21 protein-coding genes are annotated in these 24,932 nt (G+C 68.5%); 11 read left to right on the top strand and 10 right to left on the bottom strand.

The features are described 5' to 3' along the window. Positions 1-42 precede the first annotated feature (42 nt). On the bottom strand, positions 43-654 hold the full coding sequence (locus POL67_RS44805) for an FKBP-type peptidyl-prolyl cis-trans isomerase (RefSeq protein ID WP_271927504.1): 612 nt from the start codon (positions 652-654) through the stop codon (positions 43-45). 104 nt (positions 655-758) lie between these two features. On the opposite strand from POL67_RS44805, the gene POL67_RS44800 reads away from it, so the two are divergent. Genes POL67_RS44800 through POL67_RS44785 form a run of 4 tightly spaced genes read left to right on the top strand, consistent with a single transcriptional unit; the run spans position 759 to position 5,289 of the window. After that, on the top strand, positions 759-2,069 hold the full coding sequence (locus POL67_RS44800; protein ID WP_271927503.1) for an efflux RND transporter periplasmic adaptor subunit: 1,311 nt from the start codon (positions 759-761) through the stop codon (positions 2,067-2,069). A gap of 12 nt (positions 2,070-2,081) precedes the next feature. Beyond that, the gene (locus POL67_RS44795) at positions 2,082-2,846 is read left to right on the top strand and encodes an ABC transporter ATP-binding protein (RefSeq protein ID WP_271927502.1); all 765 of its coding nucleotides are present in this window, start codon (positions 2,082-2,084) and stop codon (positions 2,844-2,846) included. Next, positions 2,843-4,063, top strand: coding sequence for an ABC transporter permease (locus POL67_RS44790; protein WP_271927501.1), 1,221 nt, complete (start codon positions 2,843-2,845; stop codon positions 4,061-4,063). The genes POL67_RS44795 and POL67_RS44790 overlap by 4 nt, the downstream gene beginning before the upstream one ends. After that, a complete protein-coding gene (locus POL67_RS44785) occupies positions 4,060-5,289 on the top strand; it encodes an ABC transporter permease (protein WP_271927500.1) in 1,230 nt (409 codons plus the stop codon). The genes POL67_RS44790 and POL67_RS44785 overlap by 4 nt, the downstream gene beginning before the upstream one ends. A gap of 74 nt (positions 5,290-5,363) precedes the next feature. Here POL67_RS44785 and POL67_RS44780 read toward each other — a convergent pair whose 3' ends face one another. The 4 genes from POL67_RS44780 to POL67_RS44765 form a co-directional block, all read right to left on the bottom strand. After that, positions 5,364-7,235 (bottom strand): S1 RNA-binding domain-containing protein, encoded by a 1,872-nt coding sequence (locus POL67_RS44780; RefSeq protein WP_271927499.1) that lies wholly within the window; start codon positions 7,233-7,235, stop codon positions 5,364-5,366. A gap of 148 nt (positions 7,236-7,383) precedes the next feature. Next, positions 7,384-8,493 carry an Mrp/NBP35 family ATP-binding protein gene (locus POL67_RS44775; protein WP_271927498.1) on the bottom strand — a complete coding sequence of 370 codons (1,110 nt, stop codon included), beginning with the start codon at positions 8,491-8,493 and terminating at the stop codon, positions 7,384-7,386. A 176-nt stretch (positions 8,494-8,669) separates the two neighbouring features. Further along, positions 8,670-9,848 carry a hypothetical protein gene (locus POL67_RS44770; RefSeq protein ID WP_271927497.1) on the bottom strand — a complete coding sequence of 393 codons (1,179 nt, stop codon included), beginning with the start codon at positions 9,846-9,848 and terminating at the stop codon, positions 8,670-8,672. A gap of 216 nt (positions 9,849-10,064) precedes the next feature. Then, entirely contained in the window at positions 10,065-11,390 is a 1,326-nt protein-coding gene (locus POL67_RS44765) for a hypothetical protein (protein WP_271927496.1), read from the bottom strand. 187 nt (positions 11,391-11,577) lie between these two features. Here POL67_RS44765 and POL67_RS44760 point away from each other — a divergent pair, with 187 nt between their 5' ends. From POL67_RS44760 to POL67_RS44750, 3 genes are read left to right on the top strand one after another with little or no spacing between them, the layout of a single operon-like run. Further along, the gene (locus POL67_RS44760) at positions 11,578-12,288 is read left to right on the top strand and encodes a TlpA family protein disulfide reductase (RefSeq protein WP_271927495.1); all 711 of its coding nucleotides are present in this window, start codon (positions 11,578-11,580) and stop codon (positions 12,286-12,288) included. Between the two features lie 58 nt (positions 12,289-12,346). Beyond that, the gene (locus tag POL67_RS44755) at positions 12,347-12,874 is read left to right on the top strand and encodes a peroxiredoxin family protein (protein ID WP_271927494.1); all 528 of its coding nucleotides are present in this window, start codon (positions 12,347-12,349) and stop codon (positions 12,872-12,874) included. 34 nt (positions 12,875-12,908) lie between these two features. Then, positions 12,909-14,999 (top strand): DUF6029 family protein, encoded by a 2,091-nt coding sequence (locus tag POL67_RS44750; protein WP_271927493.1) that lies wholly within the window; start codon positions 12,909-12,911, stop codon positions 14,997-14,999. Positions 15,000-15,011: 12 nt separating this feature from the next. Here the strand turns inward: POL67_RS44750 and POL67_RS44745 are convergent, their stop codons facing one another. Next, on the bottom strand, positions 15,012-16,343 hold the full coding sequence (locus tag POL67_RS44745) for a hypothetical protein (RefSeq protein WP_271927492.1): 1,332 nt from the start codon (positions 16,341-16,343) through the stop codon (positions 15,012-15,014). Positions 16,344-16,533: 190 nt separating this feature from the next. Between POL67_RS44745 and POL67_RS44740 the strand changes: the two genes are divergently transcribed. Beyond that, positions 16,534-17,469, top strand: coding sequence for a diacylglycerol/lipid kinase family protein (locus POL67_RS44740; RefSeq protein ID WP_271927491.1), 936 nt, complete (start codon positions 16,534-16,536; stop codon positions 17,467-17,469). 12 nt (positions 17,470-17,481) lie between these two features. Here the strand turns inward: POL67_RS44740 and POL67_RS44735 are convergent, their stop codons facing one another. Then, positions 17,482-18,132, bottom strand: coding sequence for a CBS domain-containing protein (locus tag POL67_RS44735; protein WP_271927490.1), 651 nt, complete (start codon positions 18,130-18,132; stop codon positions 17,482-17,484). 165 nt (positions 18,133-18,297) lie between these two features. Between POL67_RS44735 and POL67_RS44730 the strand changes: the two genes are divergently transcribed. Further along, positions 18,298-19,260 (top strand): acyl-CoA desaturase, encoded by a 963-nt coding sequence (locus POL67_RS44730; RefSeq protein ID WP_271927488.1) that lies wholly within the window; start codon positions 18,298-18,300, stop codon positions 19,258-19,260. On the opposite strand, the gene pyrG is transcribed toward POL67_RS44730, so the two are convergent. Then, complete coding sequence (gene pyrG, locus POL67_RS44725) at positions 19,253-20,944, bottom strand: CTP synthase (RefSeq protein WP_271927486.1); 1,692 nt, start codon at positions 20,942-20,944, stop codon at positions 19,253-19,255. The genes POL67_RS44730 and pyrG overlap by 8 nt on opposite strands. Before the next feature lie 315 nt (positions 20,945-21,259). Here pyrG and POL67_RS44720 point away from each other — a divergent pair, with 315 nt between their 5' ends. Then, complete coding sequence (locus tag POL67_RS44720) at positions 21,260-22,168, top strand: fumarylacetoacetate hydrolase family protein (protein WP_271927484.1); 909 nt, start codon at positions 21,260-21,262, stop codon at positions 22,166-22,168. Here the strand turns inward: POL67_RS44720 and POL67_RS44715 are convergent. Both POL67_RS44715 and POL67_RS44710 read right to left on the bottom strand, forming a co-directional pair. After that, positions 22,165-22,659: a hypothetical protein gene (locus POL67_RS44715; protein WP_271927483.1), complete on the bottom strand. Its 495-nt coding sequence runs from the start codon at positions 22,657-22,659 to the stop codon at positions 22,165-22,167. The genes POL67_RS44720 and POL67_RS44715 overlap by 4 nt on opposite strands. A gap of 8 nt (positions 22,660-22,667) precedes the next feature. Continuing rightward, on the bottom strand, positions 22,668-23,201 hold the full coding sequence (locus POL67_RS44710; protein ID WP_271927482.1) for a hypothetical protein: 534 nt from the start codon (positions 23,199-23,201) through the stop codon (positions 22,668-22,670). 134 nt (positions 23,202-23,335) lie between these two features. On the opposite strand from POL67_RS44710, the gene dacB reads away from it, so the two are divergent. Beyond that, on the top strand, positions 23,336-24,859 hold the full coding sequence (dacB, locus tag POL67_RS44705) for a D-alanyl-D-alanine carboxypeptidase/D-alanyl-D-alanine endopeptidase (protein ID WP_271927481.1): 1,524 nt from the start codon (positions 23,336-23,338) through the stop codon (positions 24,857-24,859). Positions 24,860-24,932: the final 73 nt, after the last annotated feature.

The raw sequence follows: 24,932 nt of genomic DNA, 5'->3' as shown, positions 1-24,932 counted from the left end.
GTCTCCCTTGGTCGGACTTGCTCCCCCCCGGGTGCAAACCTCTCAGCGCTTGCGCGAGAGCTGGACGAGATGTCCGCCGCCCTCGGCCGCGTGTCCATGATCATGGCCGTGGTCGTGATCATGGTCGTGATCATGATCGCAGCAGCCGCCGCCTTCGTCGTCGCCGTGGGCGCGCTCTTCGAGCTCGGCCTGCGCTTCCGCGATCTCCTCGTCACTCGCCGCGCGCACGTGGTGCACGACGACCTCGAAGCGAATCTTCTGCCCTGCGAGCGGGTGGTTCGTGTCCACGACGAACGCGTCCGGGAGCACCTCGACCACGCGCATCGCGATGGATTCGCCGTCGGGGGCCTGCGCGATGAACTCGTCGCCGGGCGTCACGTGCTCGCTGTCCGGGAAGTCGGCCTTGTCGACCTCGAAGACGCCCTCGTCGTCGTGCTCGCCGAAAGCGTCTGCTGCCTCGACGATGATCTCGCGGCGCTCGCCCGCCCGCATGCCCTCGACCGCCCGCTCGAGGCCCGGGAGGATCTGCGCGTAACCGTGGACGTATTCGAGTGGCTCTTTCTCGGTGGCGCGATCGACCGTGTCTCCGTCCTCATCGAAGAGGACGTACGAGAGCGAGACGCGCGTATCGGGGCCAATGGCAGGCTGGGACATGGGCCCGTGGATGTGCCACGTAGGCGTCGCCCCTTCAAGCCTTGCCGCAGATCCTCCGCCACGGCCGCGCCCGAAGGCTCCTCCGTGCTATCACGGGGTCCGTCATGGCCAATCCGGGAGTGCACCTCGATGCGGGCGGACAGGCTCGGAACAACGTGGCCGAGCGGCCCGACCTGAACAAGGCGCTGTCCCGCGTCGAAGGCCGGGGGAAATGGCTCCGCTGGCTCATCATCCTGGTCGTCCTCGCAGGGGTCGTGGCGGGCGGGATGCTTTATCTGCAGAAGACGAAGCCGCCGCCGCCCGCGCGGTACGTGAGCGCGGCCCTCACGCAGGGCGATGTTTTCGAGACGATTCAGTCGACCGGGCAAGTCAAGCCGGTCACCGAGGTGCAGATCGGCGCGCAGGTCTCCGGGCGCATCACGAAGGTCCACGTCGATTTCAACACCCACGTGAAGGCCGGGGATCTGCTCGCGGAGATCGATACGCAGCTCCTCGGCGCCGAGATCGACGCAAACGCCGCGCAGGTGGCGGCGGCGAACGCGAGCGTCAAGCGGGCCGACGCGAACCTCGAGACGGCGAAGGTGCGGCTCGAACGAGCGCGCAAGGTGTTCAAGGAAGGCGTGGGATCACAGGCGGATCTCGACGCCGCGCAAGGCAGTTACGACATCGCGCTCGCCGACGTCGCGGCCTCCAAGGCGCAGGTCGCGCAGCTCAACGCCACGCTGCGGCGCTCGAATACGAACCTCGCCTTCACGAAGATCTATTCGCCCATCGAGGGCGTCGTGATCAACCGCGCGGTCGATCCCGGACAGACGATCGCCGCAGGTTTCCAGACGCCCACGCTCTTCGTGATCGCCCAGGACCTCCGCAAGATGCGCGTGCTCGCGGACATCGACGAGGCGGACGTGGGACGCTTGAAGGAAGGCATGACGGCCGACATCCGCGTCGATGCGTTCCCGGGCGAGTCGTTCAAGGGGCTCGTGAGCCAGGTGCGGTACAGCCCCGTGAACCAGGCGGGCGTCGTGACGTACGCCGCGGTGATCGAGGTCGAGAACCCCGACATCAAGCTGCGCCCCGGGATGACGGCGACGGCGACGATCCACTCGGCCGAGGCGAAGGGCATCAAGCGCCTGCCGAACGCGGCGCTGCGCTTCAAGCCCTCCCCGCCGATGACGAAGGAGGGCAAGCCGATCCCGCAAGAGCCGTTGCCGCCGCTGCCCGCAGGCAAAGGGCGCATCTATTTGCTCACCAACGAGACCCAGGGTGCCGAGCAGATCGAGATGCGCGAGGTGGACATCGGCATCACGGATGGCGTCCACACGGCGCTGCGCACGGACATCGGCACCTTAAAGGTCGTCACCGAAGAGACCGACGAAGGGGCCAAGGGCGGTCGCGGCGGTCGCAGGCCGTTCTAGGCGAGGGACGTGATGAAGGACGCCCCGCCGATCATCGAGTTCGTCGAGATTCACAAGGACTACGTCACGGAGGCGGTCGTGGTGCGCGCGCTCCGAGGCGTGAACCTGACGATCCGGAAGGGCGAGTTCGTCGCGATCATCGGGCAGAGCGGCTCGGGCAAGAGCACGATGATGAACATCATCGGCTGCCTCGATCGTCCGACGCGTGGCCAGTACATCCTCGATGGGATCGACGTGGGCGCGCGGAGCAACGACGCGCGCGCCATCGTGCGAAACCACCTCATCGGTTTCGTGTTCCAGGGCTTCAACCTGCTGCCCCGCACGACGGCTCTGGAGAACGTCGAGCTGCCCCTCGTGTACCGAGGCGTCGGCGCCGCGGAGCGAAGGAAACGCGCGCTCGACTCGCTCTCCGCCGTCGGCCTCGGCGCGCGCCTGCACCACACGCCGAACCAGCTCTCCGGCGGTCAGCAGCAGCGCGTCGCGATCGCGCGCGCGCTCGTGACGCAGCCGCCGCTCCTGCTCGCCGACGAGCCCACGGGCAACCTCGATACCCGCACGAGCTACGAGGTGCTCGATCTGCTGCAAAGGCTCAACCGGGAGCAAGGCATCACGATCGTGCTGGTCACGCACGAGCGCGACATCGCCGACTGCGCAGGGCGCGTGGTCGAGATGCGCGACGGCTCGGTACGGCGCGACATCGTGAACGAGAGGCCGACGGACGCGGGGCGTGCGCTCGCGGAGCTGCCGGTCCAGGACGAGCACGGGGCCGCTTCGTGACGGCGATCCTCGCCGCGATCCGGCTCGCGCTGCGCGCCATCGTGCGTTCGAAGCTGCGCTCGAGCTTGACGGTGCTCGGCATCCTGATCGGCGTCGCGGCGGTGGTGATCGTGGTCGCGCTCGGCACGGGCGTGCAGCAGCAGGTCGTCGGGCAGATCTCGAACCTCGGCGCGAACGTCATCTTCATCTTTCCGCAGTCGACGCAGACCTCGGGCGTACGCAGCAGTGACGTCAATCGCCTCACGGAGGCCGACGGCCGCGCGCTTGTGGCGGAGGCGACGAGCATCGCGAACGTCGCGCCCTTCAGCTCCACGGGTGCGCAGGTGATCGCGGGCGATCGCAACGCGGTGACGCAGGTGATGGGCGTCTCGCGCAGCTACTTCCCGGTGCGCGGCTTCTCCGTGGGCAAGGGCGAGATGTTCACGGAGTCGGAGGAACTGCTCAAAGCCAAGGTCGTGATCATCGGCGAGACGGTGCGCGAAAAACTCTTCGGGCCCGGTGATCCGATCGGGCAGTACGTGCGCATCGGCCGGTATCCGTACCGCGTCGTCGGTCTGCTCACGCCGAAGGGGCAGTCGCCCTTCGGCGAGGATCAAGACGATCGCGTGCTCATGCCGATCGGGAGCTTCCGCGCGCGTGTGGTGCCGAGCCCTCCGGGGCGCGTGCAGCAGCTCATCGCCTCCGCGACGGACGAGCGGACCGTCGATCGCGCCGTCGCGCAGATCGAAGCGATCCTGCGTCAACGGCACGGGATCACGCCCGATCAGGATCCGGATTTCGGGATCCGCACGCAGGCCGAGTTCCGCAAATCCTCCGAGGAGATCGTGGGCACGTTGACCGTGCTGCTCTCGTCGATCGCTGCCGTCTCGTTGCTCGTCGGCGGGATCGGCGTGATGAACATCATGCTCGTCAGCGTGACGGAGCGGACGCGCGAGATCGGCATCCGCATGGCGATCGGCGCCTCGGCGGCGGACATCATGACGCAGTTCCTCGTCGAGGCGATCGTGCTCAGCGTGATCGGCGGCGTGTTCGGGCTCGGGATCGGCGCTGGCGTGATCAAGGCGCTCGGCGGCGCGCTCGGATGGTCGCTCCAGCTCCCGATCCCCGCGGTCGTCGCGGCGATGGGGACGAGCGCGGTGATCGGGATCGTGTTCGGGTTTTTCCCCGCAAGGAGGGCGGCGCTGATGGATCCCATCGTCGCGCTGCGGCAAGAGTGATCGGCCTCGCGCGTGTCTTCTCCGCGATCGCGATCGCCATGCGGGCGGTCCTGCGCAACAAGCTGCGCGCGGCGCTGACGATCCTCGGCATCACCATCGGCATCGCGGCGGTCGTGACGATGACCGCGCTCGGCGACGGCGCGCGCGCCAAGATCAACGGGCAGATCACGAACCTCGGCTCGAACGCGCTCATCGTCTTCCCACAGTCCGCGCGTGCCTCGGGCGCGCGTACGACGGGCGGCTCGAAGCTCTCGGAGTCCGACTGTCAGGCGCTCGAACGCGAGTCGACGAGCATCAAGGCTGCCGTGCCGTTCCTGCGTGCATCGGCGCAGGTCGTCTACGAAGGGCAGAACGCGAAGGCCGAGGTGATCGGCTCGCGCATTGGCTACCTCAAGGTGCGCAACTGGGAGCTCCAGCGCGGCGAGCCGTGGACGACGTCGGCCGAGAACGTCTCCGAGAAGGTCGCGGTCATCGGCGCAGGGACGGCGAAGGAGCTCTTCGGTACGGCCGATCCCGTGGGCCGATGGATCCGGATCGGCCGGCATCCGTACCGCGTGCTCGGCGTGCTCGAAGAGAAGGGGCCGTCGCCGTTCGGCAGGAGCCAGGACGACGTCGTGCTCATGCCGATCACCACGATGCGATCCCACGTGCGCGTCACGCGGCCGGGCGAGACGGACGCCATCATGATGAGCGCCACGAGTCCGGAGACGACCGACCGCGCGAAGAAGCAAGCCGAGGAGATCCTCCGCCAAAGGCACCGCATCCGCGAGGGAGACGAGGACGACTTCCTCATCCGCTCGCAGGCCGAGTTCCAGCAGATGCAAGACAACATCTACGGAGTGCTGTCCCTCCTGCTCGTCGGGATCGCGGCCGTGTCGCTCGTCGTGGGTGGCATCGGCGTGATGAACATCATGCTCGTCAGCGTGACGGAGCGGACGCGCGAGATCGGCATCCGCATGGCGATCGGCGCGCGCGAGATGGACATCCTCGTGCAGTTCCTCGTCGAGTCGCTCGTGCTCGCGACGCTCGGTGGGCTCGTGGGGACGACGATCGGTTACGCCGCGATCGTCGGCCTCGGCGCAGCGCTCGATCTGCCGATGAAGCTCGCGCCTCAGGCGCTCGCGGTGGCGCTCGGGACGAGCACGGCGATCGGGCTCGTCTTCGGGTTTTTCCCGGCGCGAAGGGCCGCGCGGATGGACCCGGTGCAAGCGCTCGGCCGCGAGTGAAATGATTGGACCACAAAAGGTCACGCGCCCCGGGCCTCTCGGCCGCGGGGCGCGTGATCGTTCGGCCAATCAGATCAGTGGCTGGATTGGCTCTTCTTCATGAGGTCGGCGAAGGTGCCGAACTTCGCCTCGCGGGCGACACCCGCGCGGTAGGACTGGTACGCCTGCTTCTCGGCGTCCTCCTTGAGCGCGCGGATCGAAAGCTTCGCCTCGCCACGGCGCGGGTCGACTTCGAGCACCTTCGCATCGAGCTTCGTGCCCACGGGGAACTCCTTGCGGAGATCGGTGCCGCGCGCCGTGCCCGTGTGGCCCGCCGGAATGAAGCCGCGCGCCGCGCGACCGGTGACGCCGAGGACGCGGACCGAGAGGCCTCCCTCGACGGCCTGCACGACGGCGACCTTCACGGCCTTGTACTGCTGCACGCGCTGACGCGGCTCTTCCTCCTCGCCGCTCGGCAGCGCGGGGTGCAGGCCGATCTTGTGCGCGCCGGGATCGCAGCTCGCGACCACGACGTCGATCTCGTCGCCGACCTTCACCACCTCGCTCGGGTGCTCGACCTGCTTGAACGAGATGTCCGCCGTGTGGCAGAGGCCGTCGATCCCGGCCTCGAGCTCGATGAACGCGCCGAACGGCTGCAGGCGCGCGATCTTGCCCTTGTGCTTCGTGCCGACCGCGTACTTCTCCTTCACCGTGTCCCACGGATCGGCGGTCGTGGCCTTGTGGCTGAGCCACAGCTTGCCCTTGTCGTCGATGCGGATGATCTTGACGTCGATCTCCGCGCCCGGACGGAAGAGGTCGCCGAGCCGCGCGCTGCGATCGTGGCTCGCCTCGGTCATGTGGATGAGGCCCTCGACGTTGCCCGCCTCGGGCAGCGCGACGAAGACGCCCCACGCCACGACCTTGCGCACGATGCCCTTGTGCACGCTGCCGGGCGTGACCTTGCTGAGCGCCTCGGTGCGCAGGCGGCGCGCATCCTCTTCGAGCATGCGCTTGCGCGAGACCACGATGTCGCGGCCCTTCTTCGCGTACTGCGCGACCACGAAGTCGAGGCGCTGACCGACGAGGTTCGAGAGATCCGCGCCGTGGCGCAGGTCCACGTGCGAGGCCGGCGCGAACGCGCGGAGGCCGCCGAGATCAACTTCGAGGCCACCCTTCACCGCGCCCGTCACGAAGCCGAAGACCGGCTCGCCGCTCTGCGATGCGGCTTCGAGCTGCGTCTTCAGCTCGTCGAGCGGCTTCGGCTGCCCCTTGCAGAGGACCAGCATGCCGCCGCGAACGCCCGTGCTTTGCACGCTCGCGATGAATTGATCGCCCTCGGCCGGCACTTCCTCGTCGCCGAGTTCTTGCCGATCGAAGAGGCCCGTCGCCTTGCCTGCGATGTCGATCCAGATCGCCTGGTCCGTCACCTTGCAGACCTTGCCGAAGACCTCTTCGCCCACGCTGAACGCAGGGCGCTCTCGCTGGGCCGCGGCCGCTGCAGCGGCCTGTTTGTCCTTGCGGCGATCCTTGCGCTTGCCTTGCGGCGCTTCGCCTCCGGCTTGGGCCTCGGAAGCCTCGCCGGCCTCCGCGTCTTCGCCTTCCGCGTCCTCGCCGTCGCTCGCCTCGGCGCCTTCGGCCCCTTCGGCTGCGCCTTCCGCCGTCGGACCTTGCGCGCCCGGGGGACCCTTGCGCTTCCTGCGGCGCTTGCGCTTCTTCGCGTCGCCGCCCGGACCCTCGGCCGTCGCCGCAGGGCTCGCCTGCGGCCTACCGCCGGCGCCTGGCAAGCGGTTGCCAATGTCGTCTCCCGGCTGCTCATCCTCCCACTCTTCGCGGGATGGAGCGGCGGTGGGCGAGGGGGCCTGGGCCTCGGTGCTCGCCTCGGGCGTTTGGTTCTGCGGCTGCGCCTCGGGCGCCGCGGCGTCCTTCTGGACCTCTGCCGCCTCGGTGGTGTTGTTGTCCGTGTTCATCCGGGATCTCGGGCCCCGCTCGCGGCGCGCGCCGTCGGGGGACGACCTTCGCGCATACGCTTAGCTCGGAAGGGGACGGAAAACATAACGTACCTCGTGCACAGGCGCGAGGTCTCCGCGCACAGCGCTCGAACTTCGAGACGCTTTTTCAACGTACGATGGGTAAAAACCGCTGCTGGCCGCCGCTACGGTCGATGCGGAGGGAGCCCCCACGACCAAGGTCGTGCACGCTTACCTTGGCCGCCAGCCGCTGCGCCACCTCGAGGAACGCTCGGCCGACCGAGCTGTCGGGCGCCGCCTGCACGACGGGCGTGCCTGCGTCACCCCACTCCCGCACCGAAGGATCGAGCGGGATCTGGCCGAGCAGCGGGGCGCCCGCGAACTCGGCGATCTTCTGACCGCCGCCCGAGCCGAAAAGCTCGTGACGCGCGGAGCAACCGTCACAGATGAAATAACTCTCGTTCTCGACGACGCCGAGGATGGGGATGCCCACCTTCTGGGCCATCGAGACCGATTTGTAAACGTCCTGAAGCGCGACCTCCTGCGGCGTCGTAACGACCACGGCGCCCGTGGTGCGCAGCTTTTGCGAGATCGTGAGCACGATGTCGCCCGTGCCGGGGGGCAGGTCGAGGATGAGGTAGTCGAGCGTGCCCCAGTCGACGTCCTTCATGAACTGGAGCAGCGCGTTCTGGATCATCGGCCCGCGCCACACGACGGCTTGACGCGCGTCTTCGAGCAAGAAGCCGATCGACATGAGCTTCACGCCGAAGCGCTCGAGCGGGAGGAAGCGCTGTCCATCGGACGAGGTCGGACGGCCCATCACGCCGAGCATCGTGGGCACGCTGGGCCCGTACATGTCCGCGTCGAGCAGGCCCACGCGGCAGCCGAGGCGGTTCAACGCGAGCGTCAGGTTCGCGGCGACCGTGCTCTTTCCGACGCCGCCCTTGCCGCTCATGACGAGCACAATGTTCTTCACGCCGGGGCAAGGATCGTCGGCCATGATGTTGCGCTCGGGAACGTTTGAGGTCCAACGGATCGACACGTTCGCCGCGCCCGCGGCTTTGAGTGCCGCCGTCACGTCGTCCTGGATCCGTTCCCTGTACGGGCACGCCGGCGTCGTGAGCGTGAGGACGACGGTGACGTTGTCGCCCTCGACGATGACGTCTCCCAGCATGCCGACGTCGGCGAGGGGGCGAGACAGCTCGGGGTCCTCGACCCTTCCGAGCGCGATTTTCGCGGATTCGACCGTGATTGCCATGATTTCCTTCGGGGCAGGCGCGGGGCAGCCGGTCTGTTAGGACCAGCCACGGGTGTCGTCAACCCGTTCCGCCGTCGCATGTGCGCGCTGCTGTCGGGAAAAACGGCCGGGGCGAAACAAAAAGAAAACGCGCCGCCCGGCGCGAAGAGCGGCCGGGCGGCGCGTCGATCAGGCGCTCACTGGACGGAGCCGGCAGCCTTGCCGCCGATGCTGGCGCTGGCCTCGACGGAGACCTTCACCTCGACGCTCGCGTTGAGCGAGGCCCTCGCCGCCTCCGTGGCGCAGACGAAGGCCTTGCCGCTCGACGTGAGCGCACCCTCCAGGTTCCCGCCGACCTCGACGAGGACCTCGCCGGCGTCGAGCGCGGCCTGACCACGCTCGATGCCGGTGACGATGAGCTTCGGCAGGTGCTCCTCGAGCGCAGCCGCGAGCGCCTCGAGGTCGGCGGTGGCGCCGCCCGCGAGCTCGATCGTGACCTTGGGCGGCGTGCACGACGCATTCGCCTGGACCTGCGCGTTGCAGCTCGCCTGGCAGTCGGCGTCGAGCTCGCACTCGGGCGGCGTGATTTTGCCCTCGCAGTGCGGGGCCTCGAACTCGACGGAGCACTCGCCGCGGCAGGTGCCGTCGCACTGCACAGCGGCGTTGGCTTCGAGCTCGCACGCGCCCGAGCAGGTACCCTCGCACGTGCCGTCGCAGCGGCCGTTGCAGTTGTTCGAGTCGCCCGAGGAGCACTGGCCGTCGCACTTGCCGTTGCAGACGGCGCTGCACGAGCCGCGGCACTCGACCGTGGCGCCGACGTCGGCCGTACAGGCGCCCTTGCACTCGGCCTTGCACGTGCCCGCGAGCTTGCCCGGCTCGCACTTGGCTTCGAGCTGCGCCGGCGTGCACTGGCCGCTCACGTCGCAGCGCGCGTTGCACTCGGCGGACGCGTCGAGGCTCGCCTCGCACTTGCCGCCCTCGACGAGCGCGACGAGCTCCACGTTCGCGTTGGCCTTGATCACCTCGTCGAAGCCGAGCTCCGCCTCCTTGCACACGGCCTCGAGGCGCGCGGCGCCCTCGAGCTTCGACCACTTCGATTCGTCGCGATTCGTCGCCTTGGCGATGCCCTGGCAGGCCGCGGTGACGTCGGCGATCATCTGATCGGCGAGCGTGATGAACGCGCCCGAGGCGCCCATGAACGACTTGACGCGGAAGTCGATGTCGAGGTTCGCGCCCCACTGCGCGTCGGCGCGGAACTCGTCACAACCCTCGGCGATGTCGGCGATGTCGCTGCAACCGAGGCCGGCGGTGAGGCCAACTCCGAGCACGAAGGCGGGTGCGGCGACGAGGCGGATCCACTTGTTTTTCTGCGACATGCGAAGCTCTCCTTGTTGAAGAAGTGATGGGTACGTTGAAGCGCACGTGCACCTTCTGCGCCATGCGAAGTGCGACGTGAGCACCCTCCCGTCCATCCCCGGGGCCCTCGCGGAATCCCCGGATCACGGGGGGGAGGGTGCGAAAGAAACGTGCCGCGCGCGGCGAAAGTTTTTGCGCGGCGAGGATCGATTGAGACCGGAAGAGACCAGCTTCTGTTACCAGCAGCTCGCCTCGCCGCCCTGGTTCGGGTTCGCGGGGTTGGCGAGCGTGTAGGGGAAGAGCTGGCACTTCTGGTAGTTCTGCGAGCCCGGGTTGAGGTCGCACTCGGCGTGCTTGCCGCTCGGCGAGAGCGGGCAGTCGTTGTTCGACATGCAGGCCCCGCCGGACGTGCTGAGATCGACGCAGCCGCGGCTGCCGTCGGTGGCCTGGATGCAAACGGAGCGGCCGGTGAGCGGGCCGCAGTCCTCGTCAGTCACGCAGGGCTCGCAGTATTTGCCCTCGCCGACGCAGGCGCCGAAGCGGTGGAAGCACGCCTTCGGTCCGTCCGGAGCGGCGTCGCTCACGGGCTTGCACTCGAACGAGCGTCCGCAGTCGGAGTCCTTCACGCACTCGGAGGCGCAGCGCTTCGTGGTGTCGTTCGGGAGCGAGATGCAGTGGCTGTTCGGGATCTGTGAACAGTCCAGATCAGTGTTGCACGGGGCGCACGTGTCGCGCTGGACGCACGTCTTCCGGAGTACACAGAGCTGGCCTTCGAACATCGTGTTGCCCTGCCCGAGCGAGCTCGGCTCGATGCACGGGTCGTTCGACTGACCGCAGAGGCCGTTGTTGCCCTTGGCGGGGTTCATGCTGCCGCAGAGCGCGCGCGCCTCGCGGGTCGTGCCGCAGTAGAACCCGCCGGGGCACTCGGCGTCGCTCTGGCAATCTTGCTTGGTGCAGAAAGCATCGGCATCACCCTCGGCGGCCGAGAGGCAGGAGAGCGGCGCCGTGCACTCGCCCGGCGCGCACGCGAGCACCGTGCAGGGCGTGTTGTCGGGGCATTTGCCGACGAGACAGTTTGCACGTCCGTAGCAGTAGGTCTCGTCGAGCTTGCAGGTGTCGGGCGCGCCGCCGCACTGATCGAGGAAGCAGGGCGACCCCGTCTGCGGGCAGGAGAGGGTCTTGCTGCACTCGTCGCCGAAGGGGCACTTGAAGCCGAAGCCGAAGGGCTTCTCGTTCGGCTGGCAGGCGAACATTTCACGCTTCGTGTCGTCCTCGACCGCGGGCGTGCAGTCCTGCGTGCCGTCCGCGAGGCAATCGGCGTGACCGGCGCACTCGAGGACGCAGCGGTTCTCCACGCACGTGTTGCCGGGTAGGCACTTGTCGGGGGTGCACTTCCCCTCGCATTTGCCGTCCGCGGTGACGAAGCCGCCGAAGCAGAACGGCACCGCCTCCTCCTCGGAGCAGGCGCCGAGCGCGCCACCAAAAAGGAGTGAGAGGAGCGAGAGGGCGGCGGCAAAACGAAGGCGCGGCTGCCGGGGACGGAGAACAGGAGAATGCTGCATGATGGCCTCGAACCTTGGAGGGCCGTCCCTCCGCGGGTGTGGGTATGCATGGGACGGTGCCGTGTTCCACGCATCTTGCCTGGGTACGGATCCGGTCCGTGCGAGGCCTTTTGCAAGGAGGGCGCTTGACGCCCCGAACCCCCGCGAGGACCATTCCGACCTACCTCATTCCAGGCGCGGTGGCATCATGCGAAACGACGTGCTCTTTCGGTGCTTGGTTCTCGGTCTGACGGCAGCTTTCGGTTTGATCGGCTGCGGCAGTGACGAGGGCGATGGCAACGTGACACCAGGGTTCCCGGATCAAACGGGGCAACTTCCGCGTGGATCGTGGGCGCTCCCGTATCCCGCGGGTCCCTTCGGCATCAGCAAGGGCTCGATAGCGCAGAATTACGAGCTCATCGGTTTTCCGAACGCGAAGGAAAAGATCGGCGACGGCGTGCGATTCATCTCCTTTGCGGAGTTCTACAATCCGACGGGCGACGGGGTTTTTCCGGAAAACTCCGTGTTCCCCGCGGGCACGCCGAAGCCGAAGGCGCTCGCGATCATCATCTCCGCTTCGTGGTGCGGCCCTTGCCAGTACGAGGCGGCCGAGGTCCTCCCGGGCCTGCGCGCGGAGTACAACCCGATTGGCGGCGAGTTCCTTCTCGCGCTCGCGGAGGGAATCTCCGGTTCGCCGGCGACGCCCGAAGACCTGACGAAGTGGGTGAAGAAGTTCGCCATCGACTACCCGTCGGTGACCGATCCGGGCGGCAAGCTCGCGGCTCTCTGGGAGAGCGATTCGTTCCCGGCGAACATCATCATCGACACGCGGACGATGGCGATCGTTCACACGTACGCCGGTCCGCCTCCGGCGACGTACTGGAAGACCTTCGAGAAGGTCATCGCAGGGACGTTGTAGCCCTCTCGCCTGCTTTTGCGCGCGTGCCGCCCCTCCTCCTTTGCGGCATGATGCGAGGATGAACGCGCAAAAAGCTCACGTCCTCGGCGCCGCGCTCGCCGGCCTTCTCCTCAGCTCGTGTGGCGGCGAAATGCCCTCCGCGAAGGCCGGCGGCGGCGCGACGGCACCCGACTTCACGCTGCCGTCGCTCGACGGCAAGCAGGTCCGGCTCTCCGACTACAAGGGGAACAGCGTGGTGCTCATCGACTTCTGGTCGACCACCTGCGACCCCTGCATGATCGAGATGCCGCACCTCGTCGACCTTTACAAAAAGCACAAGGATCGCGGCTTCGTCGTGCTCGCCGTCTCCGCCGACGGGCCGGAGTCGCGCGCGCAGGTGAGCAGCGTGGTGCGCTCGAAGGACATGGTCTTCCCCGTGCTGCTCGACGAGGAGACCGTGGTGACGGCCCGCTACAATCCGAAGCGCGAGCTGCCCTTCACGGTGCTGATCAGCAAGGACGGTTCGATCATGCACAAGCGTGGTGGATACACCGCGGGTGACGAGAAAACCCTCGCTGTCGAGGTCGAGAAGGCCCTCGCGGAGTGATCGGACGCCGCGCGCGTCATGGTAGAAGGCGCGCGTGAGATCTTCCTCGCGTCGCGCCGCTGCTGCGCTGGCCGTCACCCTCGGAAGCCTCGCGATCGCGCCCGCCGCGAGCGCGCTCGACTTGCCCGGGCCGGCAGGTGAGCCGATCGGGCTCGACGTCACCAACACCACGGTCGTCGACTATCGCTGGGACAACCGCAACCACGATCCAAGGGCGTTCAACCCGCGGCCGATCGTCGACGACGACTACGGCGAGTGGATCAACCGCCTGAACGTGCAGGCGACGTGGTGGCGCTTCCGCGTCGGCGTGCGCCTCGACTCGGCGCTCTACTACCTGACGACGAAGCGGACCGAGGCGCAGGTGATCGCGCAGCGCCAGATCGACGCGGTAAAGCAGGCGGATCCGAACGCCCAGGTCCCGCAGACGATCGACTATGCGAACCGCTTCTACAACGAGCTGAACACGCGGTTCTTGAACAGCGTGTACCCGGCCAAACTCTACGTCGGATACAACCAGCCGGGCCTAGACATCACGATCGGCGATTTCTACGCGCAGCTCGGCCGCGGCCTCGTGCTCAGCGTGCGCAAGATCGACGAACTCGCGATCGACACGACGATCCGCGGTGGGAAGGTCGTCTTCGACAAGAAGCTCGGGCCGGCGCGGATCGGCGCCACGCTGCTCGCGGGACAGATGAACCCGCTGCGCTTCGACGAGGTGAGCGGTCGGCGTCTGCACGGCGCAGGATCCCCCTTGTTTTTCGGCTTTCCGGACGCGAAGCCCGCGACGACGTACGCCATCAACGGGCAGCCGATCGTCGCCGAGCCGAGGCCGAGTTACCTCGAGGACACGATCTTCGGCGGCCGCGTCGAAGGCGGGATCGACGCCATCCAGTTCGCCGCGAACGCGTCGGTGCTGGTGCGCAAATCCTTCACCGAGGAGAACCTCGCGTGCAGGAACGCCTGCGCCACGGGCGATTCGACGTGCGTGGATCACTGCTACGCGCAGTTCCCCGAGTTCACGGTCCTGCCCGGAGGCCGCTCGCACAATCAGATTCGGACGTTCAGCGGATCGGTGAACGTGCCGTCGATCGCGGGGATCGGCGACCTCTACGTGGAGGTCGCGGGGCAGCAACTCCGCGACGGGCACGTGGGCGCGATCGACGCGCAAGGCACGGCGACGGAGCGGCAAGCGGACGTGTCGGGGTACGCGGTGTACGCGAACGCGAACTTCGGCCTCGGAAAGCTCCAGCTTTCCTTGGAGGGCAAACACAACCGAAAATTCTTCCCACTCGGTTCGAACATCGACGTGACGACGCCTGGCTATAGCGCCCCCGAGTACAGCGTCGTCGCCTACAGCGCGCCGCCGACCGCGGAGCCGATTTACATCGAGCCGATCGAGTCGCCGAACGTGTGCATGACCGGCGGCCGCGCGACCGCGAACTTCAAGTACGACGAGCACACGTCGGTGTACGGCTGGCTCGGTCGTTACCGGAGCTGGACGGAGGTGCCCACGAACGACCTCTGCCAGTCGATGGACGACCAGTTCCGCACGGACACGTGGGACACGGCCGTGGGCATCGACATGAGCCGCGAGCAGGGCAAGTCGCACGCGCGCGCCTGGATCGGAGCGCGTATCGCGGAGCGCGCGGTGCCCACGCTCGGCACGCGGGCGCCGGGCGAGACGGACGTCCTCTATTACGAGGGCTACATCCGCTACGACCTCGTCAAGCACATCAAGGGCCCGTTTTCGTTGCAGCTCCAAGGGTTTCATCGCAACCGCTACCTGCCCGCGACGCACGGTCGGGTGTGGAACGAGGGCGAGAACTACACGGCGCTCCACTGGTCGCCGCACCTCTCGGCGGTCTTCGGCTACGAGTACTCGACGCGCCCCGGCTGCCAGCCCGAGCTCGCCGGTGCAGACGAGTTCAAGGTCGTGCTTTGCCACTACCTGAGCGGCGGCCTCACGTACCGATCCGGGAGCACGGACACGTGGGCCTCGCGGCTCGTGAACACCGTGAACCTCTTCGTCGGGCAGCGGCGCGGCGCGATCCGCTGCGTCTCCGGCGTCTGCCGCCTCTTCCCGCCCTTCGAGGGCGCGCGGCTCGAGGTCGTCTCCCGGTTCTAGCCGGACAAACCGCTACTTCGCCCGGAGCATCGCGCACGCGACGCCCGTGCGCACGCGCGGGTCGGCGTCGACCGCGAGCAGCGCGGCGCGCCCGAGCTCGCCGAGCGCTACGAGCGACGTGCCCGCGACCTTGCGCGCCTGCTCGCTCGTCGAGCGCGCGTCCTCCGTGAGGAGCGGGAGCACCTCGCGCGAGCCCGCCCGCGCGAGCGCCGCCTTTGCGAGCAACGCGCGGATGCCCTTGCCCTTCGCGAGGCCGAGCAGCTTCTGCGTGATCTCGGCGCGCTCTTTCGGCTTCGCGCCTTCGCCCTCGGCCGGCGCCATCTCCAGGCCACGGCCGAGCGCCGCGATCGCGACGTCCTCGTCCGCGTCGCTCCGCGCCTTCACGAGAGCCTCGCGCACGCTCGGCGTATCGAGCGTCGCCGCGTGGATCGCGAACACCCGCTCGCGCGTCGAGCCGGTCTCAATCGACCGCGCGAGGATGCCCGCGGCGTCCTCCGCGCCGGGACCGGGCTGACGGACGAGCACAGCCGCTGCCACGATCTGCGGCAAGCCTCGTTCGGCCTGCGACACGCGCACGAGCTGCGCTCGCCCGCCCGCGTCCAGTGCGCGCGCCGAGGACCACGCGCCCACGATCGCGACCCGCTCGTCCTCGTCGGCCTTCACGAAGAGATCCTTCAGCGCGAGCACGACGCGCTCGCCGCCGAGGTTGCCGACCGCGTCGATCGCCTGCAAACGCGCGGGCGGGTGCGGATCGAGCCGCGCCGCTTCGAGCAGCGCCTCGGTGTCGTTCGGATCGAACGCGTCGAACGAGGCCTTGAGCGCCGCGAGACGCACGGCCTGGTCCCCGTCGGTAAACAGGCTCCTGCGCTGCGTGCCGTCCGCGTACGCGACGAGCCCACGCGCCTCCACCGCGCGCCACGCGCCCGACGCGCCCTTCGATGCGAGCGCTGTACGTGCTGCCTCCGCGAGATCGTCGCGATCCCACAGGCGCGCATCGAAGCGGATGAGCGCCGCGATCGCCGCGACCTCGTCACTGCCCGCGGCGCGTGCTTCGAGCACGTCGTCGAGCCCTTCGGCGCACGACGGCAGCTCCCGAAGCTTGCTCACGCCGGCGTCCCCCTTCGCGGCCTTTACCTCTTGTTCGAGTACGACGCGCGCGATGCGACGCGCCTCGGCCTCGCCGACGGTCTCCTGCGCGGAGCCGGACGCGAGCGCGCGCCTCGCCCCGCCGAGATCGCCTTGCTCCGCGGCGCGCAGCGCCGGGCCTCCGCCGCAGCCTGCAGCGAGAGCAAGGACGAGGAGACTTCCAAGGGCGCGCGGGAGTTTCGTGCGGCGAGCGATCATCGGGCGTTCCTTTCGAGCTACCTGACCTCGCCCCGACTCGCAAAGCCTTCCGTGGCCCGCGCGCGCTCGGCCCTTTCCCCCGCGCCTCCGGTGCGTCACCCTGCGCGCTTCGGGGGGCTCTTTTGTCTCCCGAACACGCCCATCGCGTCCGCGCCCCTACAGGCCTCGGCGTCGCGAGGGCCTTCCGTTCATGCGTTTCGACGTCATCGCCAACATCACGGCTCGCCTCTACCGCCGACGGCCCTCGCTCCTCGACGACGTGAGGCGCATCTGCGCGGGCGTCGCCGAGGTTCATCCCACCACGCAGGTCGCCGAGCTCGACGCCGTCTGCGCGCGGATCGCGGCGCGTGGCACGGACCTCGTGATCCTCTCCGGCGGGGACGGCAGCTTCATGGCCGGCGTCACGGCGCTCGCGCGGGCCTTCGGCGAGGCCTCGCTCCCGCGCCTCGCGCTCCTGCCCGGCGGCACCGTCGCCACCGTCGCGCGGAACTTCGGCATGCAGGGGGATCCCAGGCGGCTGCTCACGCGGCTCCTCGCCTCCCGCGCGCTCGCCTCGCGACGCAGGGCCACGCTGCGCGTGCGCGAGGCGCGCGAGGGCGCGGAGACGACGCGCATCGGCTTCATCTTCGGCACCGGCCTCGTCGCGCGGTTCTTCGACCTCTACTACGCGGATGGCGCGCGCGGGTACGGCGGTGCGGCACGGATCGCCGGCCGGATCTTCGTCGAGTCGTTCGTCGATGGTCCGTATGCACAGCAAGTGCTCACGCCCATGCCGTGCACGATCGAGGTCGACGGGCATCGCCTCACCTCCGATCGCTGGTCGCTCGTGTGCGCCTCCGTCGTGCGTGACCTCGGCCTCGGCATGCGCGTCAACCACCGCGCGGGCGAAGACCTCGATAGCCCGCACCTCGTCGCGAGCCCTCTGCCTCCTCGCTCGCTCGGCCCGCGCGCGCCGCTCGTCCTTCTCGGCAAGCCGATCGGCGGCGCAGGCGCTTTTGATGATCTCACGCGCTCGTTCGTCGTGCGTTTCTCGCCCGAAGGGCCCTACGTGCTCGACGGCGACGTGCTGCGCGCCTCGGAGGTCACGGTCTCCGCGGGCCCGCCCATCGACGTCGTCACGCTCTGATCCACGCGGTCGTCACGCACTCCGACGCGTTGGAGCCTTCCTCGTGGCCGCGCCTTTGCGCGCGTGCGCCTTCACCGAGACCTTCGGCACGATCTTCGTCGCCATCCCCTTCTTCGATGCGATCGTTTTCGCCCCTCGTGTCGCCGTCGCCGTCGCCGCGCTCTTCGCCGTCCCTTTCGCGAGCGAAGGCCTCGTCCTCGTCCTTGCGGACGCACGCGCCACCGGCTGCTTCGCCGCTCGCGTGATCTTCCCGGCGCGAAGCGCGTCTCGCGCCATCGCCATGAAGTCCGCGTCGGTCACGATGCCGAGCAGCCGACGCGACTCGTCCACCACGGGCAAGCAGCCGATCTTCTCCGTCAGCATGAGGTCCGCCGCGTCGGCTGCATCTTCGTCGAGGCCGATCGTGTCCACCGATTTGCGCATGACCTCGCGGACGCTCGCCTTGCGTTTCCGTTCGAGATCCTGATCAGCGGCCGGCTTCTTCAGGATCGACTCGGAGGCCGCGACGATGTCGCGGTGCGACAAGATGCCCACGAGGACGTCGCCATCCAGCACGGGCAAGTGACGCACGCGCTCGACGGTCATGAGCTCCTCGGCGAACGCGAGGTTGTCGTCGGGCTCGAGTGTGGTCACCGGCGTGCTCATGATCTCTCGCACCTTCACGCGATCCTCCTTCTCCCGCGCGCGCCGTGCGCACTGCGCAACACGATGACGCGCGACGCGCTGCACCACGCGTCACGCGTGCATCTCGTGAGCCACACGTGTGCATGACCGAATCGTGACGGGACGCAGGGCGACGGCTGAAGAGCGCATGTGACAGTCGGCCTCGTGCAAACGGTCCCGGATTCAAAGCCCTCCATCACGGTTGTCGCCGGCTCGAAGTGGTCGCTGTCCGAGCTCTTCCACGTCGCCGCGCTCGTCGCGATGCACGTGGGCCTCGTCATCGCGTTCGTGCGTGGTCCGACGTGGCGCCTCGTCGCGCTCGCCTTCGCGACCTACCTCGTGCGCATGTTCGCGATCACGGCCGCGTACCATCGCTACTTCTCGCACCGCAGTTTCAAGACGAGCCGGCTCTTCCAGCTCGTGCTCGCGTTCCTCGGCACGACGGCCGTGCAGAAGGGGCCGCTCTGGTGGGCCGCGGCGCACCGCGTTCACCACAAGCACTCCGACACCGAGCGCGACGTGCACAGCCCCCTGCGTCGCGGCTTCTGGTACGCCCACCTCGGCTGGTGGATGGGTCGCAACCACCAAGAGACGCGGCTCGATCTGGTCCCCGATCTCGCCGGGTATCCCGAGCTCCGCTGGATCGATCGCTACCACGTGATCGGATCGGCCGCGCTCATCGCTGCGGTCACGATCCCCTTCGGCTTCGACGGCTTCCTGTGGGGCTACGTCGTCTCGACGGTCGTGCTCATGCACGCGACGTTCACGATCAACTCGCTCGCGCACGTGTGGGGATCACGCCGGTACGCGACGAAGGACACGAGCCGCAACAACGCGTTCCTCGCGCTCCTCACGCTCGGCGAGGGCTGGCACAACAACCACCACCACTACATGTCGAGCGCGAACCAGGGCTTCTTCTGGTGGGAGATCGACATCAGCTTCTACGTGCTCCGCGCGCTCGAGAAGCTCGGCCTCGTGTGGGATCTGCGCCGTCCGCCCGAGCGCATGCTGCGCAAGGATCTCGTCGCGGAGGTGGGCGAGCGCGCGCCGCTGCTCCTCGGCAAGGAGACGTCGAGCGAGGAGGACGTCGCGCCCTCGCTCGCTCGTACGGCGACGCGCGTCAGTTGACGGTGGACGAGCTCTTGGCGGGGCCGGGCAGCGTGCCTTGCGCCCCGCTGACGCTCTCCGTCCGCGGCTTGCGTTGCTCACGCTGACGCTCGACGGCGGCGCGCACGAAGCGTGAGAAGAGCGGATGCGCCGCCTGCGGGCGGCTCTTGAACTCCGGGTGGAACTGACAGCCCAGGAAGTAGGGGTGATCCCGGAGCTCGACCATCTCCACGAGGCGCTGGTCCGGCGAGGTCCCCGAGAGCACGAGGCCGCCCTGCGCGAGCGCGTCGCGGTACTTGTTCGACACCTCGTACCGATGGCGGTGACGCTCGCTGATCGACGTCGCGCCGTACGCCTCGGCCGCGAGCGAGCCTCGCTCGAGGACACACGGATACGCGCCGAGCCGCATCGTGCCGCCCTTGTCGAGCACGCCCTTCTGGTCGGGCATCAGGTCGATGACCGGATGCGCCGCGTTGCGATCGAACTCGGCCGAGTTCGCGCCGTGGAGCCCGCCGATGTGCCGCGCGAACTCGACCACGGCGAGCTGCATGCCGAGGCAGATGCCGAAGAACGGCACCTTCTGCTCACGCGCGTAGCGGATCGCTTCGATCTTCCCCTCGGTGCCGCGGTCGCCGAAGCCGCCGGGCACGAGGATCGCGTCGAGCGCGCCGAGCAACTCCGCCGCGCCCTTCTGCTCGATCTGCTCCGAGTCGATGTACTCGAGGTCGACGCGCACGTCGTTGTGCAACCCGCCGTGCACGAGCGCCTCGTGCAGCGACTTGTACGCGTCGCGCAGGTGCACGTACTTGCCGACGACGCCGATCTTCACGGTGCCGCGCGTGGGGCGCTTGAAGCGCTCGACCACCCAGTGCCACTGGGAGAGATCCGGCTGCCTCGCCCAGATGTTGAGCTTCTCGGCGATCTTCTCGTCGATGCCCTCGGCGTGCAGCACGATCGGCAGCTCGTAGATACATCCGACGTCGACAGCCGCGATCACGCAGTCGACCTCGACGTTCGAGAAGAGCGAGATCTTCTCCTTCATGCCGCGCGAGAGCGGCCGGTCGCAGCGGCAGAGCAGGATGTCCGGCTGGATGCCGATCTCGCGCATCTCCTTCACGGCGTGCTGCGTGGGCTTCGTCTTGAGCTCGCCCGCGGTCGCGATGAAGGGCACGAGCGTCACGTGCACGCTGACCGCGTTCTGGCTGCCGCACTCGACCTTGAGCTGACGGATCGCCTCGAGGAACGGCAGCGACTCGATGTCACCGACGGTCCCGCCGATCTCGACGATCGCGATGTCCACGCCCTCGGCGGCCGCGCGGACGCGGTGCTTGATCTCGTCGGTCACGTGCGGAATCACCTGCACGGTGGCGCCGAGGTACTCGCCGCGCCGCTCCTTCGAGATGACCGACTCGTAGACGCGTCCGGTCGTGAAGTTGTTCTGGCGCGTCATGCGCGCGAGCGTGAAGCGCTCGTAGTGGCCGAGGTCGAGGTCGGTCTCCGCGCCGTCATCGGTCACGAAGACCTCGCCGTGCTGGTACGGCGACATCGTCCCGGGATCGACGTTGATGTACGGATCGAGCTTGATGTGGGTGACGCGCAGGCCACGCGCCTCCATCAGCGCGCCGATGGAGGCGGCGCCGAGGCCCTTGCCGATCGAGGAAACCACCCCACCCGTGACGAAGACGAATTTGGTCCGCTTGCTCATGAACCGCCGCTCCGGCCCCGCGTGGGCGCATCTCTTCCGAGCTGCGCTCGGTTGGTTTTTCCGTACGCTGTCGGGCAGCTCTGCCCGCTTGGGGCAAACACGCTGTCTGAGCACGTACGGGGGTTTGGGGATGCATCACTCCGCTCGATGGAAGTGACGCCCCAAGCGTCAACCAGGGCGCAGTCTAGGCGTCCAGGGTGGCGCGTCAACGCGCGAGCCACCGAAGAAATAACAGCCTTTTTCCCGCGTGAAAGCCGCGACGCACCCAGCGAGGGATGCTAACGTGGTCGATCCTGGTGCCGAGGCGCCTTGCCGATGCGTCTTGCCCGTGTCCTCCTTCCGTCCTCGCCGGTCCCGCGGATCGCGCTCGAACGTGACGGCTGCCTCTACGACGTCGCCGAGCTCGAGCGGAGGCGCGCCGAACCCCTCCTCGACGAGGACGAGGGCTTGTCCACCGCCGAAGATTTTTTCGCGCGCGTCTTCTCCGTCGGCGGCGCGGGCCTCGATGTCCTGGACGATGCGCTCTGCGCTGGCGAGCGCCCCACGGAAGCGAGGCTCTGGCCCGACGAGCTGCTCTGGCTGCCGCCTTGCTTGCCCGAGCGCGCGCTGCTCGTGCAGCTCGTCGGTACGGCCGACGGCGAAGAACCTCGCTACCACCTCGGCAACCCGCGCGGATTGTTGGGGCACAAGCTATCGGTCGCCTTCCCGCCGAACGAGCCGCGGCCCGACGTCGAGATCTCGATCGCAGTGCTGCTTGGCGATGAGCTCCGCGCCGCGACCGTGGACGAAGCCGAGCGCGCGATCCTCGGCTTCACGATCCTGCTCGGCTGGGTCGCGCGTGAACAGGAACGAACGAGCGGAGCTTTCCGCGCGCGTGACTTCGCCGCGACGCTCGGCCCCGTGCTCGTCACGAAGGACGAAGCCGGCGCGCTCGACGACGCACACGTCCGCCTGCGCGTGGGCGGCGTGATTGAAGAGCTCGCGCGGCCTGCTGCGCCGGCGCTTTCGTTCGCCGAGTCGCTCGCTTTCGTCAGCCGCCACGTCACGTTGATGCCGGGCGATATCGTTGGTGCTCCACCGATCGAAGGGAGCAGCGAGGCCGCACGGCGCCTCGGCCTCACCTTTGGCGCGACGCTCGAAGTCGCGGTGGATCGTCTCGGAAAGGTCGCGGCGCGGCCCGTGCGCGGCCCCGAGCCGCCGCCGTTTCGCCGCGTGAAGAGCTAGAACCGGCCGACGAGCCCGAGCCCGGTCATGTTCGGCGCCACGATCGGCACCGGCATGATGAACGCGCTCTGCTCCGCCTCCGCGGGCTTCGGCGCGACCGCCTCGGTCTTCATGATGATCCCCTCGGCGACGAGCGCGAGCCCGCCGATCTGCGCGAGCCCTCCGAGCCCCGTCAGAAGCCCGCGCAGCCAGATCGACCCGGAGCAATCGGTCGACGTGGGATCCCCGCACTTGTTCTCGGCGATCGCCATCCACGGCCCGACGATCGGGATCTTCAACGACTCCGCGCCCGGCGCGTCGGGCCAGCTCGTCGCGGCCACGAAGCCGACGCCGTAGGCGATCGCCGTGAGCGCGAGCCCGCCGCCGATGAGCTTCGGCCGCACCGACGACGGCGGATACCGCGGCGCCGGGGCTTCTTCCGTCTCCTCGGCGAAGCTCTGCGAAGAGCCGAGCAAGAGCGCGAGCGTGACGAGGATCGAGGCGTGCTTCATTCCGCGCGTCACTTCTTCTTCGGCGGCGTCGCCGGGGCGGGCTTCGCGGGCAGGTTCACCGTGTACTTCACGACCTTCGGATCACCCTCGAACGGCAAGCAATACTCGCCGATGAACGAGCGCTTGATGCACTGCTCGACCGGCGTCCCCGCGAACGGCGCGCCGACCTCGACATCGGTGATCTTGCCGATCTTGCCGTCGAACGTGACCGACACCGGGCCCTCGCCCGTCGGGCCGTTCTCGACGACGGTCGCGCAGTTCGTGGCCTTCGACTGGCCACGCTTCAGCGCGATTTCCATCTGCTTGATCTGGTCCTCGTTGAGCTTCGCCGGCTCGGACGCGCCGGTCCACTTCGTGTCCTCGGCGGTGTCGCCGGACGGCGTTTCGCTTTTCGCGCTGCTCTCGTCGGTGGACTTCGTCGGCGGTTTCTCCCAGGTGGAGTCGTCGCCGGCTTGCTTCGGCTGAGCGCCACCACAGGCCACGAGCAGGATGGAGATCGAGAGCCCCAAGGTGAGGTGCGAGGTCGAGGTGTGAAGAGCCACGGTCTTCTCCGGTCCCAAAGAGAGGAGCGAGTTTGACTCGACCCTAGCAAGGTCTCGTGCTGTCCGCACAATGAAAGCCCTCGTCTGCCCTCGTCGGATGCGCGCGCCCGACCCGGACGTTGTAGGAAGCTCCCATGCACCAAGGCAGCCGTCTTCGCCCCACGCTCGCCGGCCTCGCGCTCCTCGCCCTCACCGCCTCGGCGCGCTCGGAGGTCCCGACCCCCGCCGCGAGCCCGGCGTCGGCACCGGCAGAGCGCCCGAGCGCCGAAGCAGCGGCGCGCCCCCGCGCGTCGATCGAGGCAGGGCCGATGCTGCAAGCGATGGAGAAGCTCGCGGCGGACGTAAAGGGCTGGGGCGGGACCGTCGGCGTCGCCTTCGCCGACGTGGGGACAGGGGAGACGGTCGCCGCGCGTGACGGGCATGTTGCCTTCAACCCCGCCTCGAACGCGAAGCTCGTGACGGCCGCCGCGGCGCTGCGCCTGCTCGGGCCGGGGCATCGCTTCGTGACGGGCCTCTACGGCAAGCTCGACGGCGATCGCGTCCCGGAGCTCGTTCTGCGCGGGCAGGGGGATCCTTCGCTCGACGGCGGGGCGCTCTGGCCCATGGTGCGCGAGCTCGTGACCGCGGGCGTGCGACGCGTGGGCGCGATCGTCGTCGACCAGAGTTACTTCGACGATCGTTTCGTGCCGCCGGCGTTCGAGGAGCAGCCGAATGAATGGGCGCCGTTCCGCGCGCCGGTCTCCGCAGTCGCGCTCGACGAGAACACGGTGACGCTCTCGGTGCGCGCAGCGGAGAAAGGCAAGGACGCGCAGGTGCGCGTCGATCCGATCGGCTTCGTGGACGTCGTGGGGACGGTGCGGACGACGAAGAAGGGGGATCCGGAGAAGATCACGCTCGAGCTCTCGCCGAAGGGAGATCGCCTCGTCGCGCGCGTAGGCGGCCATCTACCCGAGAACTCGCGCGTCGTGCGCGTTCGGCGGCGCCTCGACGATCCGCGCCTCGTGCCGGGCCATGCGCTGCGCGCGGTCCTCGCGTCGGCGGGCATCGAGGTCGAGGGCGCCGTGAAGCTCGGCGGTGCCAAGGAAAAGCGCCTGCTCGCGTCGCATCGATCGCGCCCGCTCGGCGAGCTGCTCGCGCTGCTTGGGAAGGACAGCGACAACTTCTATGCCGAGATGATCTTCAAGGCCGTCGGCGCCGAGAAGAAGGCGCGCCCGGGCACGGCCGAGGGCGCCGCCGAGGTCATCACCGCATACCTCAAGGAGATCGGCGCGTTCGAGGAGGGGATGGTCGTGAAAAACGGCTCGGGACTCTTCGACGCGAACCGCATCACGCCGCTCGGCACCACCGCGCTCCTCCGCGCCGCGTATCGCGACGTGACCATGGGCCCCGAGTTCCTCGCGCACCTCGCGGTTGGCGGCGCCGACGGCACGCTCCGCGGGCGCTTCAAGAACCTCGGGGATCGCGGCATCGTCCGCGCCAAGACCGGCACCTTGAACGCCGTCGCATCACTCTCCGGCTACGTGCTCGGCCCTCCGGGCCGCGCGCCGCTCGCGTTCTCCATCTACGTGAACGGCATTCCCGGCAAGGTCGGCCAGGCGCGCGGCGGGATCGACAAGGTCGTCGAGGCGGCTGCACGTGCCCTCTGGAAGGACCGGTAGCTCGAGAGCATCGCTTGCTCAGATCGCGCACGCCGTGCCCGTGCGTGATGACACGAATGTCATACCCCCTCGA

It is taken from the genome of Polyangium mundeleinium, assembly GCF_028369105.1.
Lineage (GTDB): Bacteria > Myxococcota_A > Polyangia > Polyangiales > Polyangiaceae > Polyangium > Polyangium mundeleinium.
Note: the sequence above shows the minus strand (reverse complement) of the source record. Positions and strands in the feature narration are given on the sequence as shown.